Source organism: Stenotrophomonas sp. 116085_Sma (genome assembly GCF_056479585.1).
In genome coordinates, this window is record NZ_CM151057.1 from 2,318,679 (window position 1) to 2,336,011 (window position 17,333).

A 17,333-nucleotide genomic window follows, 5' to 3' on the forward strand; every position below is an offset into this window, starting at 1 on the left:
TCGAGATTGCGTGGACGCAGGCCACGGCGTTCAGGAGCGGGGGGGGGGATGCCTGAACGGCCGGCGCATCTCCATGCAATCTCCACGATGGCTCCAAGGAATGTCCATCCACGGCTTCCAGACTGCAGTCTCGGCGGTCGCATCGGGCGACTGCAGGCAGCCGGGCGTTTCGATGAGCAATCGCAGGATCTGGATCATTGCCGGTGCCGTGGCCATGCTGGTCGCGGGCACCGGATGGTGGGCGCTGGCCGAAGACGGGGATGCCGCGCTGATCACCGCGCCGGCGCAGGTGGCAGATCTGGAAAAGACCATACAGGCGGTCGGCCGGGTCAATCCCAAGGAGCTGGTTGCGGTGGGCGCGCAGGTGTCCGGCCAGGTCAAGCGCCTGCATGTGGTGCTGGGGCAGCGGGTACAGGCCGGCCAACTGATCGCCGAGGTCGACTCGCAGCCGCAGCGCATCGCGCTGCGCAGCGCCGAGGCAGCCACCAATGCACTGCGTGCCCAGCATGCCGCCAGCCAGGCGCGCCATGCGCAGGCCAGCGGTGTCTACGAGCGGCAGTCGCAGCTGGTGGCGTCGCGACTGGTGTCACAGGAGGGCTTCGAAGCCGCGCGCATGGCACGCGATGCGGCGCGTTCGGAAGTGGCCGCGCTGCAGGCACAGATCGACCAGGCAGTGACCCAGGTGGAAACCGCACGGATCAACCTGGGCTATACCCGCATCGTCTCGCCCAGCGACGGCTACATCGTGGCCATCGTGACCAAGGCAGGACAGACGCTGAACTCGATGCAGACCACGCCGACCATCGTGATGCTGGCGCAGATGGACACGATGACGGTGCGTGCCGAGATTGCCGAGGCTGACGTGGAACTGGTGGCGCCGGGGCAACCGCTGTGGTTCTCGACCCTGGGGCCGAGCGGTCGCCGTTATGAGTCCCACCTGCAGCAGCTGGAGCCAGCGCCATCTTCCATTGCCGACGTCGCTACCGGCAATGCAGGCGGCTCGGCGCAGTCGCCCAAGGCGGTGTACTACGCCGGCCTGTTCGATGTGGCCAACCCCGGCCTGAAACTGAAACCATCGATGACGGTGAAGGTGACCGTGCAGCTCGCGCGCGCCGCCAATGCGCTGCAGGTACCGTTGACGGCGCTGGTTGCGCCGGACGACATGGATGGCAACCGCGGCACCGTGCGCGTGGTCGACGCCAAGGGCCGAGTGCGCAAGCGTGCAGTGACGACCGGCCTGCGCACGGCCACCGCCGTGCAGATACTGAGCGGCCTGCGGGCGGGAGAGAACGTGGTGATCGGCCAGGCGCCCAGCGGCGGCGAATCCGAACCGACCAGCCTGCTTGGGATGTGAACATGACCGACGCACTGCTGGAACTGCATGGCATATCGCGCAGCTATCGCTCGGGTGCTGGCGAGGTTGTGGTGCTCAAGGACGTTTCCCTGCGCATCGACGCCGGTGAATTCATCGCCATCATCGGCCCGTCGGGTTCGGGCAAGTCAACGCTGATGAACATCCTCGGCTGCCTGGACAGGCCGACCGAGGGCAGCTATCGGGTGAACGGCGAGGCCACCGAGCAGATGGCTCCGGATACGCTTGCACGGCTGCGCCGCGAGCATTTTGGTTTCATCTTCCAGCGCTACAACCTGATGGAGAACCTGAGCGCTACCGAGAATGTAGCGCTGCCGGCGGTCTATGCCGGCATGGAGGCGGAAGCACGCACGGCCCGCGCGCGCAGGCTGCTGGAAACGCTCGGCCTGGGTGAGCGCACCGCGAACCGGCCGAGCCAGCTGTCCGGTGGCCAGCAGCAGCGCGTGTCCATTGCCCGTTCGCTGATGAACGGCGGCGCCATCGTGTTGGCCGATGAGCCGACAGGGGCGCTGGACCATGCCAGTGGCCAGCAGGTGATGGCCGAACTGAAGCGCCTGCATGCACAAGGCCACACGGTGATCCTGGTCACGCACGACGCGGCGATCGCGGCCAACGCCAAGCGATTGATCGAGATCGCAGACGGCCGGGTGGTGGCCGACCGCGGTGAGCGTGGCCCGGCTTCTGCATCTGTAGTGACCGCGCCCGATCGCGGTGTTCCATCAGTTACCGAGCGCCGCGCACGCATGGACGCCATACGCGAGGCCACGCGGATGGCCGTGCGGTCGATGCTGGCACATCGCCTGCGTACTCTGCTGACCATGCTCGGCATCATCATCGGCGTGGCGGCCGTGGTGACGGTGGTGGCGCTGGGCAAGGGCGCCCAGGCGCAGGTGGAGTCGCAGATCAACGAACTCGGCGCCAGTACGCTGGAGATCTTCCCCGGCGCCGATTTCGGCGACCCACGCTCGGCGGAGATCGAGACACTGGTGGTCGGCGACGCGGATCATCTTGCGGCGCTGAGCTACGTGGACAGCGTCAGCCCGAACCTGACCGGATCGGTGGCAGCCCTGCAGGGCAGTCGTCGTGCCAACACCCAGGTGCTTGGCGTGGGGGCCGACATGCTGCGCGTGCGTGGGCTGCGACTGAAGGCAGGGCGCTTCTTCACCGGCGCGGAAGTGGGTGAGCATCGTGCGCTGGGTGTGGTCGACCAGAAGGCCGCCAAGGCGCTGTTCACGGGCAACCCGATCGGCAGCACGGTGCTGCTGGGCGGCATGCCGGTGGAGGTGATCGGCGTGGTGGGGGCCAATGCATTCGCTGGCGGCGCAACCCCTACGGTCTACGTGCCTTACACCTCGGCGGCGTCGCGACTGCTGGGCAGCCAGCGCCTGGAGAGCATCACCGTACGCGTTCGCGACAACGTACCTACCAATGCTGCCGAGGCCTCGCTGGGCGCCGAACTGGAGCGGCTGCACGGTCGCCGCGACTTCTTCGTCTACAACGCCGACCAGATCCGCAGGGCAGTGATGAAGTCCAGCCAGACCCTGGCGGCGCTGGTCTCCGCCATTGCTGCGGTGGCGCTGGTGGTGGGTGGGGTGGGGGTGATGAACATCATGCTGGTGTCGGTGAAAGAGCGCGTGCGCGAGATTGGCGTGCGCCTGGCCGTGGGCGCGCGGCAGGGTGACATCCTGCGCCAGTTCCTGATCGAGGCGGTGCTGATCTGCCTGTTCGGCGGCGTGCTGGGGGTGCTGCTTGCATTCGGCGTGGGGGCGCTGTCCAGCCTGCTGTCGCTGGGTGTGCCGTTCCTGTTCACCGCCGGGCCAGTGCTGGCTGCGCTGGCGTGTTCCTCGGCAATCGGGCTGGGCTTTGGCTACTTCCCGGCACGCAGTGCAGCGCAACTGGACCCCATCCAGGCGCTGGCGGCCGAATAGGGCCGCACCCGCTGCTGGAACCTGTAGAGCCGAGCCCGCGCTCGGCTGCTCTTCGGCCTCTTCGGCCAGGCCACGATGAGCGCCGCGCGCAGCAAGCCGAGCGTGGTCTCGGCTCTACAGGAGCGGCGCTGGCGGCGGGGTGGGTGTGTCAGCGCGGCGGGAACTCAATGACGATGTCGTTCAGCGGCAGCTGACTCCCATGCTGCGCGGTCACGCCGGGTGTCCAGGCCTCCCCTTGGCCGAACAGCTGCGCTTCGCTTTCAGGGCCGAAATCGTTGAAAGCCTGGAAGACATAGGGGATGCCCTCGGAGCCTTCGAACGTTGCCTTGTTGGAGAGCTGGAAGTGCAGATGCGGGGCGGCGGAGTTGCCCGACTGCCCAAGCTGGGCCAGCGCCTGTCCGCGCTGGACGCGCTGCCCGGGTTCCACCTTGATGCTGCCGGTGCGCAGGTGGGCGTAGCTGGCAAAGATGCCCGGTGAAACTTCCAGGACAACGTAGTTGCCAAACAAGCCATCCGCCGTGAGCGAGGCGGGTTCCGGTTGCGCGGTCAGGGGCGCATGTTCGGGTTGCCCGTCACGTGTTGCGCGCACGATGCCGTCGGCCACGGCCAGCACGGGTGCTGCGTAGCCCACCCAATCCGAATGGCGGGTGTGCTCCAGATCGCTGGCCGTTGGGCGCACGGCGCGCCCCTGTTCGTCGACGCCGACCAGATCGAGCGCGAAGCGCTGCGGAATGGTCAGGTCACCATTCACTGCCACCAGGCTGCCCCAATGGTGTGACTGCGCCGCGCCGGGCCCTTCATGGGCAAGCCATCGGCCACCCCGTAGGGGCGGGCCGAGCGCCATCACCTTCGCCGCGCTGACCGCAACAAGGGCGCCGTCCAGCGCCACGCTGCCGTGGTGCTCGGTGCCCAGCAGCATGCGGTGCCGGAGGGTATGCGGCACGCGATCGGCGGCGGGCAGTGACAGCCACAGGAACACCACCAGGCGCTTGCCCGGTGCAATGGATATCGCCCCATCCTCTGAAGGCGATGGCCGTACCCAGTGGCGCAGGGCAGGGCCATCCAGGCTCAGCAGCGGAATGCTGGAATCGTCGCCGAACACCTGCAGCGATTGCGGCAGCAGCGCACCGGTATCGCCGTAGTAGTTGGTGATGTGCAGCTCGTAGGCCAGATGGCGCAGGCCGTCGCTGCCGACGAAGGGCGTCGGCGCGAAAGGCACCCGTGCTTCAACCGGTGCAGGGGCTGGTGCTGGCATCGCAGGAAAAGGAAGGAGCAACAGCAGCAGAGCCAGGCAGACACTGCGGATCATACGTGTTCCCCCAGGCCGACGGTGGCCGCTGCCGAGCATAGCGCCACGCCGGGGGCTCGAGGTATCAGGGCGCCGGCCGGGGATGCTGGCGCACCCGCGCGCGTTCCCGATACAGGCGACTGTCGGCACGCTGCAGGGTATCGGCCACCGATTCGCCCGGGGTGTGGTGGGTCGAACCGAGCGAGAACGGCGTCGGTGACTGTCCGGCCTTCTGCACATACCACAGTTCCAGCGCGGCCAGCCGTCCGGGTTCCGGCGCGGTCAGCACCACCATGAATTCGTCGCCGCCCATGCGCACCACGTGCTCCGCCGCACCCAGCGGGCCACGCAGGAAAGCGACGAACTCGACCAGCACCGTGTCACCCCGCGCATGGCCTTGGGTGTCGTTGATCCGCTTGAAATGATCCAGATCGAACATCAGGCAGGCCCATGGCTGGTCCGCCAATGCGTCCAGCCGAGGCAGGAAGCGCCGGTTGTAGCTCTGGGTGAGCGGGTCCTTGAAGGACATCTCGCGCAATTGCTGTTCCTGCATCCGCAGCGCCGTCACGTCCTGCGCATGGCCCAGCACGTACGGCGGACTGGCCTCGTTGTCGAGCACATTGTGATAGGCCCAGAAATGCCGGGTGCCGTCCGCAGCGATCAGCTCGATGACGCCAGCATCGGTGTGATTCACCGCAATGCGCTCGAGATAGGCCTTGAAAGCGGCGCGCTTGTCCGGCGGCATCAGGTCACACAGGCTGCGCCCGATCATCTGGCTCTCATGGAAGCCCAGTGACTGCACGGCGGCCGGATTGACCGATGTCAGCACGCCGTCCAGCGTGTGGGTGCAGATCAGGCCAAGGCTGTAGTGGAACAGGCGCCGGTAGCGTGTTTCGCTGGCTTCCAGGGCATCCAGTGCCGCGCGCTCTTCGGTGATGTCCTGGATGGCCCCAACCAGCCGCGGGCGTCCATCTACCTGCTGCCGCCCACCGACCACCCGGGTCCAGATCGCGCGCCCGTCGGCGGTGGTCATTGGCAGCTGCACCTCCCAGGACGTGCCTTCGTCGATGCAACGCTGCACTGCCGCGCGGATGATGTTGCGGCTGTCTTCGCGATAGAACGACAGCGCGGTGTCGAGCGTCGGTTCAAAGTTGCTGCGCACGCCGTGCAGCTGCTTGGTCTCGCGGGTCCAGCGCACTTCGTTGGTGACCAGGTCCATCTCCCAGCCACCCACCCGTGCTGCGCGGTTGGTGCGTTCCAGGAAGTCCTCGCTGCGCTTCAGCTCTCGATGCAGGGCCTTGGCCTGTCCAACCTGGGCCATCAGCGTGCTGCGCTGCTCCAGGACCTGGGTGGTGACCCGCGCCAGATGCACCATCAGTTCGCGCTGGGAGGGAGACAGCACGCCGGGCATCGGGTCGAGCAGGCACAGCGTGCCAATGCGTGCACCATGGGCCGAGCCCAGCGGGATGCCGGCGTAGTGCCGGATGCGCGGCCCGGCGGTCACCAGGGGATTGGTCGAGAAGCGAGGGTCCTGGCGCGCGTCGGGTATTTCGAACAGCTCGTCGTGACGGATCGCATGCGTGCAGAAGGAGATCTCGCGGGCCGTTTCGGTGACGCCCTCCAGCCCGATATTGGCCTTGAACCACTGCCGGTCTTCGGCCACCACGGTGATCAGTCCCATGGTCATGCCGGTCGCGGCGCGGGCGGCGGCGACGATGGCATCGAACACCGGCTCAGGGGGCGTATCCAGCAGGTGCAGTCGTTCGATTTCGAGCAGACGTTCGGCTTCGTCCATGGCGCTTTTCAGGGCTGGGTGGCGAGGGCGGTTGCGGCGGCTGGCTGGCGCTACGCTTGTGCGCACGGCGATATGTATCGCCATGGCGGAGTGATGCCGATGTGAGGTGGCCGCGCCCGCTCAGTGTTGTTGGAGCGATGCCTGCAGGGCGGTGGCCAGTGCGGCATCGCCGGATAGCAAGTCCTGCCAGCGTAGCGTGATGCCCTTGCGTCGCCCCCTTTTCGACCAGCTTGAGGCCTTCGGGGTCCACGGTGAGGGTATAGGGCCGGCCATCGATGTCCAGTTCGCGACGCAGTGGTTTGTCGAGCGGGGTCATCATCGTTTCCTCGCAGGGGCGGGAGTACGACGTGGCTGGATCGATACGTGACGATTGTCACGGATGTGCCAGCGCCAAGGGAAATCGACAGCGCGGGTAATGCCGATGCGTGGACCCACTACCGGGTCGGGCGGAGGCGGGGTCCCATCGCTTGCGATCACGATGCCATGGCTGCCGGTCACCAGGTCGGCGCCGTCGAAACTGCGGTCCAGCCCGAATGCCTGCGAGAGCTTGCCGGGGCCGCTGGCCAGATCGTGGTCCCGGCGCGCGGCGGGGCGCAGCTCGTGCATGCGCTCAAGGCCTGCCAGCGGCTCGACGGCCCGCAGCAGCACCGCCACGCCGTCACCGACCTCTCCGCAGACCACGTTGCTGCCCCAGTGCATGCCGTAGGTGAAGTAGACATACAGGTGGCCGGCCTCACCGAACATGCTGGCCGTGCGCGGCGTCTGCCCGCGATAGGAGTGCGCCGCCGGATCGGCGCTGCCCGCGTACGCTTCGACTTCAACGATGCGACCGGCTCGGCCATCGTCACGGACCAGAAGTTTGTTGAGCAGCTCGGGCGCAACCTCGACGGGCGGGCGCCGGTAGAAGCTGCGCGGGAGGATCTGTAGAGAGGCGGGCAACCAATCCGGCACGGTTGAGGCAGGCTCGGGCAAATGTTGGTGGGACTGTGGCATTGGACTGGTGAAACGGGCGCAGACGCAGCGTCATTCCGGCGCGGGCGGCGCCGCCAGCGTGGCGCGCCGGGCGGCATAGACCTCGGGCGTCTGCGGTTTGATGAACAGTGCCACCAGTTCCGGATACTCGCGCTTTACCGCCGTTTCGATGCGGGTGATGCAGGCTTCAATCTGTGGGGTCTGCCGATCGTCCTCGAACTCGGCGCTGAGCATGGCCACCACCTGTTCCGGGCCCATCTGCATGGTGGTCACGCCATTGGCGCGGCGCAGGTCCGGATCGGTTTCGGCCACCGCCATGATCCGCTCGGCCACTGCGGGGTGGGCAGGCTCTCCAACCAGCAGGCCCTTGGTTTCACGGGCCAGGAGGAAGGCGGTTGCGGCCAGCACGCCGGCGATGCACAGCGACGCCACACCATCAAGCACCGGCATATCCAGCACCTGCGCGGCCACCAGACCGATCAACGCGAAGCCCAGCCCGAGCAACGCAGCGCTGTCTTCCAGCAGTACGGTGAAGGTGGAAGGATCCTTGCTGCGGCGGAAGGCTTCGAAGTAGCCAAGTTTGCCTTTGGTACGCCGGAACTCACGCAGCGCCACCCACCAGGAGGCCCCCTCGAACAGGATGGAAATGCCCAGCACACTGTAGCTCAACGCATGATTGGTGGCCGGCTCCGGCCGGCGGATGTGCTGGATGCCCTCGTACGCCGAGACGCCGGCGCCAGCGGCGAACACCAGCAGGGCGACGATGAAGCTCCAGAAGTACAGCTCGCGGCCATAGCCGAATGGATGGACCGGGTCCGGCGCCTTGCCGGCACGGCGCAGTCCATACAGCAACAGCAGTTCATTAAGGGTGTCGACCAGCGAATGCACGCCTTCGCTGAGCATGGCCGAGCTGCCGGAGATGCCGGCAGCGATGAACTTGGCGATGGCAATGGCGAGGTTGCCGGCGAGTGCGGCATAGATGACCAGGCGGGAACCGGTGGGAGCGGACATTTCGGCGGCGGGGTGAGGCGGACGCCTGATCTTCCCGTTCAGCGCGTGCCCACTGCGTGCACGGTGCGATCAGCGTCCCTTGGGATTGAGATACAAACGCGCCCCATCCGATTCACGGTACCCCGTCCAACGCCCGCCTCCCGACGCGCGGAACCGCCCGAACACCGTGTTGCTGGTGTCGGTCAGCTGCAGCTGGTTGCCCGACAGCACCCAGCGGTTGGCCGAGAAGAAGCCATCCGGGCAGCCGGCAGGCACATAGGCATTGTAGCCGCCGAACCACTCGATGTTCTTCAGCTCGATGGTGCAGGTGCTGCCGTTCTCCTGGCCCAGTGTCCAGCTGCCGAACAGGTCGCTGTCGCGCAAATCGCGGCCACCACGGTGGCGGTCTTGGCGCCAGTCGTCGTTGTCGTCGTGGGACCCGAAGCCCACGACGATCTCTTTGCTTCCGCTGCGTGACTCGGACTGCGAGATGCCGCTGGTGGTGGTCTGGGTGGTCACCGCGCCACTGCCCTGGGTCTGGGTGCTGCTGGATTGCGTGGTCTGGTCGGTGTGGGTGGTCTGTCCGCCGAAGCCGAACGAGGCGTCCTGGGCGAGGGCGGGCAGGGCCAGGCAGCACAACGCGGACAGGCAGGTACGGGCGAGCACGGCAGCCATTGCAGCATCCTCGGAAGGGTGGACCGCGCGAGTATCGAACCGGTGGGGCGGGAGACGGTGTGAGGGTGTGCCCTGGGGCAGCCCAGCGAAGGCTGGGTGCTGTCTGCTGAAGGGTAGTGCCGGCCGCCGGCCGGCTCCTCTTTGGCGCCCAGAGACCGAAGGAATGCCGGCCAGCGGCCGGCACTACCCGCAGCCAGGCAGGGCCTGGCGCTACGGGTCGGGCTTTACCCGCACCACCCGTTTCCGGTACTCATACACATTGTCACCGCGGATGCGCTTCTCCTCGGTACCGGTGACCCTGCCCACCTGCTGGTCCGAGCCGGTGACGGGCTTCGCCTCGATCTCGGTTTCATGCTCGAAGGAGTGGGATTTGTCGGTGTTGCGGTAATAGCGGTACAGCGCCCAGTACAGCGCGGTTGCGCCGGCCGGACCTGCCGCCAACAGCCAGAGGCCACTGTCGTCGCTCATGTCGATGCCACCAGGAATGCTATTGCGAGGGCTTCAATGACGGTGCCGGTGGCCAGTGCCGCCAGCAGCATCTTCCATTGCTGCACGGGTACGCTGCCCATGGTCTCGCCGGTGCGGCCATTCACTGCGATGTAATGCAGCATGCCGCCGTTCTTTCCCGGCTGATGGTAGGAATACAGCCACACCGGCAGGTACATCGATACCCAGCGGGTACCATGCACCTCCAGCTGTTCCTGTTCCCAGCGCACGCCACGGTTGTAGCGCTTCACCGAACCTTCCACCTGTGCGCGGGCAATCGACAGCAGCTGGTCTTCCAGCCGCGGCCGCAGTCTTTCCACATCCAGGTTGCGCTTCTCCGAAGTGAAGCCGGCCAGGTACGAGGCGTTCCACTTCACCGCGTTCTTGGTGTCGAACGGCAGGATGGTGTTGATGATGTTGTTGGTGTTGGCGCGAGTATCCAGATTGCCGCGCTCGGCCGAGGATTCCAGTGGCAGGTCATCGACGGTGAAATCCACCTGGCGCTCGACCTGGTAGACATCGGCGTCGTACAGGGTGCGCTTGTTCTTCTCGCTGCCCACCGTGTATTCGCGCGTCTTGATCTCGCCCTTGCCGGCCACGGCCGCGCTGACATTGCTGTCGACGATCATGTAGGGCAGGAATACGCCCACCACGTTTTCCGGGGTGAACTGGTCCTTGAACGCCTTCAGCGCAAACATCCGGCGCTTGTCGACGAACTGGCGGATGCGTGCGACCGCATCGTCCTTCTTGATATGGAAGGGCAGCACGGCATCTGGCACCGCGCCGTTGGCGATCTGCTCGTTGACGCCGAAGACGTGGCGGCACCAGTGGCAGCGCGTTGTCATCGTGCTTTCGGTATTGACCATGACTTCGGCGCCGCAGCCGGTGCACTTGAACGTCATCAACGCCGAGGTGTTGGCATCGATGTCGCGTGCGCCGGAGGCGATGACGGTGCCGCGCAGCTGGTCGATGGCCTCGCCCAGCCCGAATTCCTCCTCGACCCGCGCGCCATGCCATTCGTGACGGCAGTACAGGCAGACCAGGATATCGGTGCCGGCCTTGGGCCGGATGTCGGTGGCGCCGCACTTCGGGCAGCGGTTGAGGCCATCCTTCAGCTCGCTGGCCGAGGTGTCGATGGCAACCGGATCAGGCGCTTCCACTTCATCGCGGATCGCCTGCGGCAGCGTCGAAGTGTCCAGCGGGAAGCTGCCGGGCAGGGGAGGGACGTCCTGCGGCGAACCCGGCCCATCCAACGACGCCGCCGGCAGGGGCGGCGGCGTCGCGGGCACGGATCCGGGCAGCGGCGGTGGGCCGTTTCGGGGATCGGACATGTGGTGTATGCGTCCTGCCGGTTACAGGCCCAGTGCCTTGGCCTTGAGCGCGTCGTAGTCACTCTGGGTGATCAGGCCCAGGTCCAGCATTTCCTTCGCCTTCTTCAGCTTGGCGACCGGGTCGTCCGCAGCCGGGGCCACCGGCTGCTGCATGCCGCCGACACCGAACATGCCAGATGCCATGCCGACTCCGACCAGGCCTGCCGCGCCGCCATTCTCGCCTGCCGACTGGATGCCCTGGGCAACACTGGCCTGCAGGTTGGAGTTGCCACGCGCACCGGACAGCGCATCGGCGCGCTGCACGGTTTTCAGCAGTTCGCGGGTGTTGGCGTCGTATTCGATCGAGACGATGGCGGTCTTGACGATGGCCAGGCCGCGGTCCGACTTCCACTGGTAGCCCTGTTCAACCGCGGCCGACAGGCTCTGCGCGAAGCCCAGCGAGTCCTGCTGCAGCTTGGTGATGCGGTTGCCCTTGCCCGGGTCGTTGGTGTACAGGCTGAAGGCCGGGGCCAGCGAACCGACCACTTCATTGAACAGTTGGTTGGCGGCGGCATTGTCCAGATCAGTGAAGTCGAACACCTGGCCGGGCCGCAGGTAGCTGGCCGGCACGAAGTTCTTCACGAACAGGATCGGGTCGACGATCTTCAGCGTGTACGAGCCACGGGTGACCGCGCCGACCTGGGTGTTGAGGAAGCCGTCGTCCCAGTAGATTTCCGACTGGGTGCCGAAGCGGTTGTCGGGCAGCTCCTTCAGCGAGACGAAGTAGGCGGCCTGCTGCGAGCCGGGCTGGCCGCCGAACTTGAAGCGTTCCCAGCTCTGCTTGATGAAGGTGCTGACCAGGCCGTCGCCGGCGAAGATCGACTGCGAGTTCAGATCGTCCGAGCGCCACTCATAGCCACCCGGTTCGGCGACGAACGCAGTGATCGCGCCGTCCTGGAACAGCAGCAGGCCGTAGCCTTCGGGCACGATGATCTTCGAGCCGTTGGTGATGATGTTGGACGAGCCGCTGGTGTTGGAGCCGCGTCCGGCATTGGTGCCCTGCGGCACCGCCGCGAACAGGGCCGCCGTGGACGGCAGGCCCGCCGGCACGGTGTAGAAGTCCTTCCACTGGTCGGCCAGAACACCGCCAACCGCACCCTTCACCGCCTGTACCAGACCCATGTCCAACTCCCTGTGATTCGAGGGCAGGCACCGTGCCTGCCGAGCTGGACTGAATATAGCAGCGGTGGGGGGCGGCAGTGGTGCCGGAACATGAATCCGGATCAGCGCCGGCCCGTGCCGGTTGGCCCGGCCCGTACAGCCTGCAGCACGGCCGCCATGTCCAGCGCCCCCGACCCGGACGCCAGTGCCTGTGCGAACAGCGCGTCGCTGGCGTCGATCAAGGGCGCATGCATGCCGACCTCATGGGCGGCAGCGGCTACCAGCCCACTGTTCTTGCGCACGTCGGTGATCGACGCCTGCACGCTGAAGTCGCCACGGACCATCTTGTCCAGCTTGATGCGTGATACTTCGCTGGCCATCGGCCCTGCGTTGAGCACCTGCGCGAAGCGGTCCAGCTCGATGCCGTGGGCTTCGGCGAAGTGCACCGCTTCGGCCAGGCCGGTGACCAGGATGATCAGGTACAGGTTCACCGCCAGCTTCATGCGCAGCGCGGACGGCACTGCGCCACAGCACACCGTTTGCCTGCCCATCGGTGCAACCAGTGGGGCGGCTGCCGCGAGGTCGGCATCCGCACCGGCCAGCAGTATCACCAGCTGCGCCGCTTCGGCCTGTACGCGTGAGCCGGACACCGGCGCCTCGACGTAGCGGCCGCCCGCGGCACGGATCTGCTCGGCCAGCGCCTGCGAGTACGCTGCCGAACTGGTGCCCATGTTGATCAGCAGGCGGCCCTCGACCCGCTCGCCGAACGCAGCGCTATGGCGGTCGAGCACGCTGTCGATGGCATCGTCATTGGCCAGCATCAGGATGAGGTGGTCGCAGGCCGCGAATACTTCGTCCACTGCCTCGCAGACGTCGATGCCGGCGGCGCGCGCGGCAGCATGGTTGCGGTCTGAGCGCGACCAGCCGCGTACCTCGTAACCTGCGCGAGCCAGATGGGCCGCCATGGGCGTTCCCATCACTCCAAGTCCCAGGAATCCGATGCGCATGATGGACGTCCGCTGGCCGCAGGGCGCCCATCATGCCATGGGCAGTGGTCGCTAGAGCATGTACGGAATCTTGAACGCCAAGGTGAAGTCCGGCGCATCCGGGGTCAGCCCGATGCCCAGCAGGGTGACCAGCGTGGTGTGCTGGTTCAGCGCGTAGGTCACGCCCAGATTCAGTGACGCCGCATTGGCGTCGCTGCCGATCACCTTCGTCCACTTGCCGCCCTGGAAGCGGGTCGAGGCACGGGCGCTGATGCGGTCGCTGAAGGACAGGCTGAGGCTGGTGCGTTCATTGAACGCAAAGGCAACGCCGGCACCGAAGTACACCGAGCCGCCCAGCTTCACATCCCCCGGGTTCACGGTATCCGGATTGCTGTCGATATCGTTGAACCCGCGCGGGATGGAGTGCACGTAGCCGATGTTGGCGAACAGGATCGCCGGATCAGCGGTCTTGACCATCGAGAGGCCCAGGTTGGCCTGCCAAACGCCGTTGCCGGTGGGCTGTTCGCGCGGCACGGCGAAGCGGATGTAGTCGTCGTCATCACGCTCGATCACCTTCCAGTCCAGGCCGTAGGGCGCGCGACCGGTGGGCGCGGTCACGCCTGCCGTCAGTACCGTCTCGGGTCGCCAGCCACGTTCCCCGAACAGCCGGTAGTTGGCGCTCAGGCCGATATCGCCCAGGCCGTTGCCATTGGTCTCTTCCTGTGCAATGGCAGCAGCTGCGCCGCCCGCCCCACCTTTCTGGTAAACCGTGCGCCGTGCGAGGTAGGGCACGTCCAGGTTGAAGGTGAGGTTCGGGCTGACGCCCCAGCGCGCAGCCAGGTTGTAGGTGAGGGAATCGGACTCCACGTTCTCGATGGCGATATTGCCGAGGAAGATCGCGTCCAGTGCGAGGAAGCCGTTGAGGGTGAGCTGCTTGCGGTCGTAGCGGGCGTAGCTGAGGCTGTTTTCGACGGTGAAGCGGCGGGAAAACAGGGCCGATTGCTGCTGCTTCACATCATCCACGCTGCGTCGCGACTCCTGCTTCGCCTGCTGCGCCTCGGCCGCCGTGCTGGCGTAGCCTTCGCTGCGTGGTGGAACGTCTGCACCTGCACCGGCCTGTAGTGCCGTGCCGCGCTCTCCTGCCGTTGCCGGAGCAGTTGCGACTGCCGGACCCATTGCTCCAACCCGGCCACTCAATCGCGCCTGCATGGCCTGCACCTGCATGTCCAGTTCGCGCAATCGTCGAACCTCCTGGGCGTAGTTGCTCTTGAGCTGCTCCAGCTGGTTGGCCAAGGCCTGTACATCCGCATTGTCGTCGGCCGCCGCCGGAGGTGCGGCGAGGGCGGTGCCCGCCAGCGCCGCCAGCGCCAGCGGGGTGATCCTCAGTAGGGTGTGCATGTTCGTGTCCTGCGTTGTGGAACGCGTCCCCCAATGCCGCGCCGTGTTACTGGCCCGGCCCCATGCCGCGGTTCAGCGCGATTGCCTGGGCCACGTTCTGGCTCAACGGCAGGTTGCCGCCCGCGGTGTTCCTCACCAGTTCCAGCCGCAGCTGGTTGCTGGCTGCCTGGCCGTCACCGGCCAGGGCGATGCCCTGGCCGACGCTGCCATTGCGTATCCATTGCTGCACCAGCCCCTGGCCGTCCACCTGCAGCATCAGGCGTGCCTGGTTGCCGTCCAGCACAGCACTGGCACGGATGCCGGCCTGCTGTGCGCTGGCCGCATGAGCGCCGTCGGATGTCGCCACGGGCACGGCACCGTCGCGCACCACCAGCGTGGTGGCGTTGCGTGCGACGTTGCCATCGCCGGCCACCTGCACGCTCTGCACCAGCCCACTGGCGTTGGCCAGGCCGCTGCTGTCGATGCTGCGGCCGTGCGTGTCCGGTAACGGGGCGTCGGCGGCGGTCACATGCACGCTGGGCTGGAAGCTCAGCTTCGGGGGGCCGCCGCCGCGGAAGTCCATGCCCAGCGTCAGCGCGCCCTGCAGCGCGGCGCCGTTGCCGGCCTGCCATTGCGAGACCATGGTTACCCCGAACCAGGCCACGGTGTTTCCACCCACGGTGTAGCGGCCACGCATCAGGTTCAGTTCGGGATCCGGAATCTCTTTCAGGCCGCGTCCTGGCGCGCCCTCGGCTGCAAGCAGGGGCAGGGCAGGGCTTGCCAGCAGCAGGACCATCAACAAGGGGCGGCGGAACATGGCGAAGCCTCCTTCAGAACAGGTCGGCATGGCTGAAGCCGAAGTCGACCAGCTCGGCATCGGTGATCGGCCCCTGTCGCGCGAAGAGCGCGCGGGCACTGGACCGTTCGTTGGGTTGCAGCAATACCGTGTTGCGATCGAAATCACTGCCGATCACCACGAACACGGCACGTGAGGGCCAGGCGGCCAGAAACTCCGGCAGGGCCAGGCTGCGGTTGCCGAGGATCGGGTCTGCCACTTCCACGATGCCCTCACGGACCTGCTTGAGCACCACGAAATGGCGGAAGCCGCGCACGTCCATCAGTACCAGGCCGGGAACGCGCAGTGTGCGCAGGCGTTGTTCGTCGATGCGGTAGCCGCGCCCACGCATGCCCAGTGACTCCACGTAGCGCTTGATGTCGAGCAGCGAAAAGCCGCGTTCGGCGACCAGCGCCGGATCGGATACCCCCATCATCCCTTCGATGACCGTCGCCTCGTCGGTGTCCAGGTGGTAGGCGTGGCGCAGGATGGTCGCCAGCGCCGCAGCCCCGCAGCTGTAGTCGGTGTGCTGGCGTACCACGTTGCGGTAGCGCCGCTCCTGCATGCTCTCCACCGTCTGCTGCAGCAGCGCGCCATTGGGCAGCACGTCACTGAAGCGCACGTCGCCCGCCCACGCAGATGCAGTGGCCAGCAGCAACAGGCACGAGAGCAGGCGCATCGAAAGACGGCAACGGATCATCACGGTCTCCGGTGGCAGGGGGGAGCCCCTGTCCCAAGGGGGAGGAGGAACAGGGGCTCCCGGGAACCCGGCCATTGGCGGACGGCCGGGGTGTTGCGCTTACTCGCCGCTGCCGCCACCACCGCCGGTGCTGGGCTGGGCGACTGCCAGGGCAAGGCTGTTGGCCTGCAGGTTGCCGGTGCCGGACGCCACGTTCACGCCGATGTTGCCGGAGGCGCCGGAGAAGGCGCTGCCCGACAATGCCGAAGTGTTGGTGGCGTTGACGTTCACCCAGCGCGTGGTGCTGACCGTGCCGCTGAGGCTGGCATACAGGTCGGCCACGCCCAGTTCGACGAACTGGCTGGTGCCACTCTCACGCGTATCGAAGCCCAGGCCGCCCACCCCCGGCCGGTTGGGGTTCATCGTGGCGTTCTGGATCTGGTTGTCCAGGTCGATGTGGCCGGTGCTGTTGCCACTCGGGTGCGGCAGTTCGCCATTCCAGGTGTCCAGATAGTAGTTCGCCATCTGGTAGGCGTTGCCGGTGCCGCGGTAGGTGCCCGCGCCATAGGCCAGGGTCAGGCCGCTGACACCGCCACGCATGCCGACCTGCACGGTATCCGTGTAGGACTGCACGAAGCCGGCGTTGCTGACCGTGTTGCCGGTGGAGACCTGGTTCGAACTGATGCTCGACTGCGCCACCGCCGTGGTTGCTACCGAGGCCGCGAGCGCGTTCTTCTGCTCGTTGTTGTTGCCCGAAGCGATGTTCACGCCGATATTGCCGGACGCGCCGCCGAAGGCATTGCCGCCCAGGCCTGCGGCGTTGGTGACGCCGGAGTTCATGGTGGCGTTGCCGAAGCCAGCCTGGTTGACGAACACCTCGGCGTCGGCCATGCCGAAGCTGAAGGATGCATCGGCAGCGGACAGCGACGCGGCGTTGTCCTGCGCGTTGTTGTCGCCCGATACCACGTTGAAGCCGAGATTGCCCGATGCACCGGCACCGACGCTGTCACCGATGGAGGCGCTGTTGGTGACCAGGCTGTTGCTGGTGGCGTTGTTGCTGATCGACTGGCGATTGTCGATCACGGCGATGGCGGCCGAGTCGAGGTCGATGTCACCGTTGATGTTCGGGTCGCCGGAGAAGTTGATGTCGGTACTCAACCGCAGGTCCTTCTCCAGGTTCACGTCGACGCCGTGGTTGTTCCTTTCCTTGCGTTCGTCGGCCTGGATGTTGCTGTGCTTCTGCACATTGACGTTGACGGTGCGGTTGCGCACATCGTTGTCGGTGTGGTTGTGCGTGTCGTTGCGGGTTTCGCTGACGGTATGGTTGTGGTTGATGTTCGCGTTGGCGTTCTGGTTGTCCCAGCCATTGGCCGCAGCGGCGGTCGAGGCAGTGGCAATCGCCATGGCGAGCATGGTCTGTTTGACGGTCGCTTTCATGGTGCCCTCTCTCTCATCAGGTGGTGCATCGGTTGGGTGGTT

General features: G+C 66.4%; 15 protein-coding genes and 1 pseudogene. 2 read left to right on the forward strand and 14 right to left on the reverse strand.

The window, feature by feature from the left end; genetic code table 11:
* Positions 1 to 172: 172 nt before the first annotated feature.
* Both ACZK0Z_RS10880 and ACZK0Z_RS10885 read left to right on the forward strand, forming a co-directional pair.
* Positions 173 to 1,354 (forward strand): efflux RND transporter periplasmic adaptor subunit, encoded by a 1,182-nt coding sequence (locus tag ACZK0Z_RS10880; protein ID WP_197631918.1) that lies wholly within the window; start codon positions 173 to 175, stop codon positions 1,352 to 1,354.
* 2 nt (positions 1,355 to 1,356) lie between these two features.
* Positions 1,357 to 3,300 carry a MacB family efflux pump subunit gene (locus ACZK0Z_RS10885; protein ID WP_197631919.1) on the forward strand — a complete coding sequence of 648 codons (1,944 nt, stop codon included), beginning with the start codon at positions 1,357 to 1,359 and terminating at the stop codon, positions 3,298 to 3,300.
* 148 nt (positions 3,301 to 3,448) lie between these two features.
* Here ACZK0Z_RS10885 and ACZK0Z_RS10890 read toward each other — a convergent pair whose 3' ends face one another.
* The 14 genes and pseudogenes from ACZK0Z_RS10890 to ACZK0Z_RS10955 all read right to left on the reverse strand — a co-directional run bounded on the left by ACZK0Z_RS10890 (position 3,449) and on the right by ACZK0Z_RS10955 (position 17,291).
* Positions 3,449 to 4,519 carry a M23 family metallopeptidase gene (locus ACZK0Z_RS10890; protein ID WP_197631920.1) on the reverse strand — a complete coding sequence of 357 codons (1,071 nt, stop codon included), beginning with the start codon at positions 4,517 to 4,519 and terminating at the stop codon, positions 3,449 to 3,451.
* Between the two features lie 154 nt (positions 4,520 to 4,673).
* On the reverse strand, positions 4,674 to 6,383 hold the full coding sequence (locus ACZK0Z_RS10895; RefSeq protein ID WP_197631921.1) for a sensor domain-containing diguanylate cyclase: 1,710 nt from the start codon (positions 6,381 to 6,383) through the stop codon (positions 4,674 to 4,676).
* Between the two features lie 120 nt (positions 6,384 to 6,503).
* Positions 6,504 to 6,699, reverse strand: a pseudogene (locus tag ACZK0Z_RS10900) (hypothetical protein).
* Positions 6,699 to 7,334: a DNA-3-methyladenine glycosylase gene (locus ACZK0Z_RS10905; protein WP_197631922.1), complete on the reverse strand. Its 636-nt coding sequence runs from the start codon at positions 7,332 to 7,334 to the stop codon at positions 6,699 to 6,701. The pseudogene ACZK0Z_RS10900 and the gene ACZK0Z_RS10905 overlap by 1 nt, the downstream one beginning before the upstream one ends.
* Positions 7,335 to 7,406: 72 nt before the next feature.
* On the reverse strand, positions 7,407 to 8,366 hold the full coding sequence (locus ACZK0Z_RS10910; RefSeq protein WP_049439609.1) for a cation diffusion facilitator family transporter: 960 nt from the start codon (positions 8,364 to 8,366) through the stop codon (positions 7,407 to 7,409).
* Positions 8,367 to 8,435: 69 nt separating this feature from the next.
* On the reverse strand, positions 8,436 to 9,020 hold the full coding sequence (locus ACZK0Z_RS10915; RefSeq protein WP_049430461.1) for an AprI/Inh family metalloprotease inhibitor: 585 nt from the start codon (positions 9,018 to 9,020) through the stop codon (positions 8,436 to 8,438).
* A 210-nt stretch (positions 9,021 to 9,230) separates the two neighbouring features.
* The gene (locus tag ACZK0Z_RS10920) at positions 9,231 to 9,488 is read right to left on the reverse strand and encodes a hypothetical protein (RefSeq protein ID WP_014037272.1); all 258 of its coding nucleotides are present in this window, start codon (positions 9,486 to 9,488) and stop codon (positions 9,231 to 9,233) included.
* Positions 9,485 to 10,837 (reverse strand): TFIIB-type zinc ribbon-containing protein, encoded by a 1,353-nt coding sequence (locus tag ACZK0Z_RS10925; RefSeq protein ID WP_197619247.1) that lies wholly within the window; start codon positions 10,835 to 10,837, stop codon positions 9,485 to 9,487. Before ACZK0Z_RS10925 ends, ACZK0Z_RS10920 begins: the two co-directional genes overlap by 4 nt.
* A gap of 21 nt (positions 10,838 to 10,858) precedes the next feature.
* Positions 10,859 to 11,998, reverse strand: a complete 1,140-nt coding sequence (locus tag ACZK0Z_RS10930; RefSeq protein WP_049430456.1) for an SPFH domain-containing protein — start codon at positions 11,996 to 11,998, stop codon at positions 10,859 to 10,861.
* 101 nt (positions 11,999 to 12,099) lie between these two features.
* Positions 12,100 to 12,942 carry an NAD(P)-dependent oxidoreductase gene (locus ACZK0Z_RS10935; protein WP_458998554.1) on the reverse strand — a complete coding sequence of 281 codons (843 nt, stop codon included), beginning with the start codon at positions 12,940 to 12,942 and terminating at the stop codon, positions 12,100 to 12,102.
* A gap of 93 nt (positions 12,943 to 13,035) precedes the next feature.
* The gene (locus tag ACZK0Z_RS10940) at positions 13,036 to 14,361 is read right to left on the reverse strand and encodes a transporter (RefSeq protein ID WP_197631924.1); all 1,326 of its coding nucleotides are present in this window, start codon (positions 14,359 to 14,361) and stop codon (positions 13,036 to 13,038) included.
* A gap of 46 nt (positions 14,362 to 14,407) precedes the next feature.
* Entirely contained in the window at positions 14,408 to 15,157 is a 750-nt protein-coding gene (locus ACZK0Z_RS10945) for a hypothetical protein (protein ID WP_049430450.1), read from the reverse strand.
* A 13-nt stretch (positions 15,158 to 15,170) separates the two neighbouring features.
* Entirely contained in the window at positions 15,171 to 15,875 is a 705-nt protein-coding gene (locus ACZK0Z_RS10950; RefSeq protein WP_197631925.1) for a C39 family peptidase, read from the reverse strand.
* A 99-nt stretch (positions 15,876 to 15,974) separates the two neighbouring features.
* Entirely contained in the window at positions 15,975 to 17,291 is a 1,317-nt protein-coding gene (locus tag ACZK0Z_RS10955; RefSeq protein WP_197631926.1) for an adhesin, read from the reverse strand.
* Positions 17,292 to 17,333: the final 42 nt, after the last annotated feature.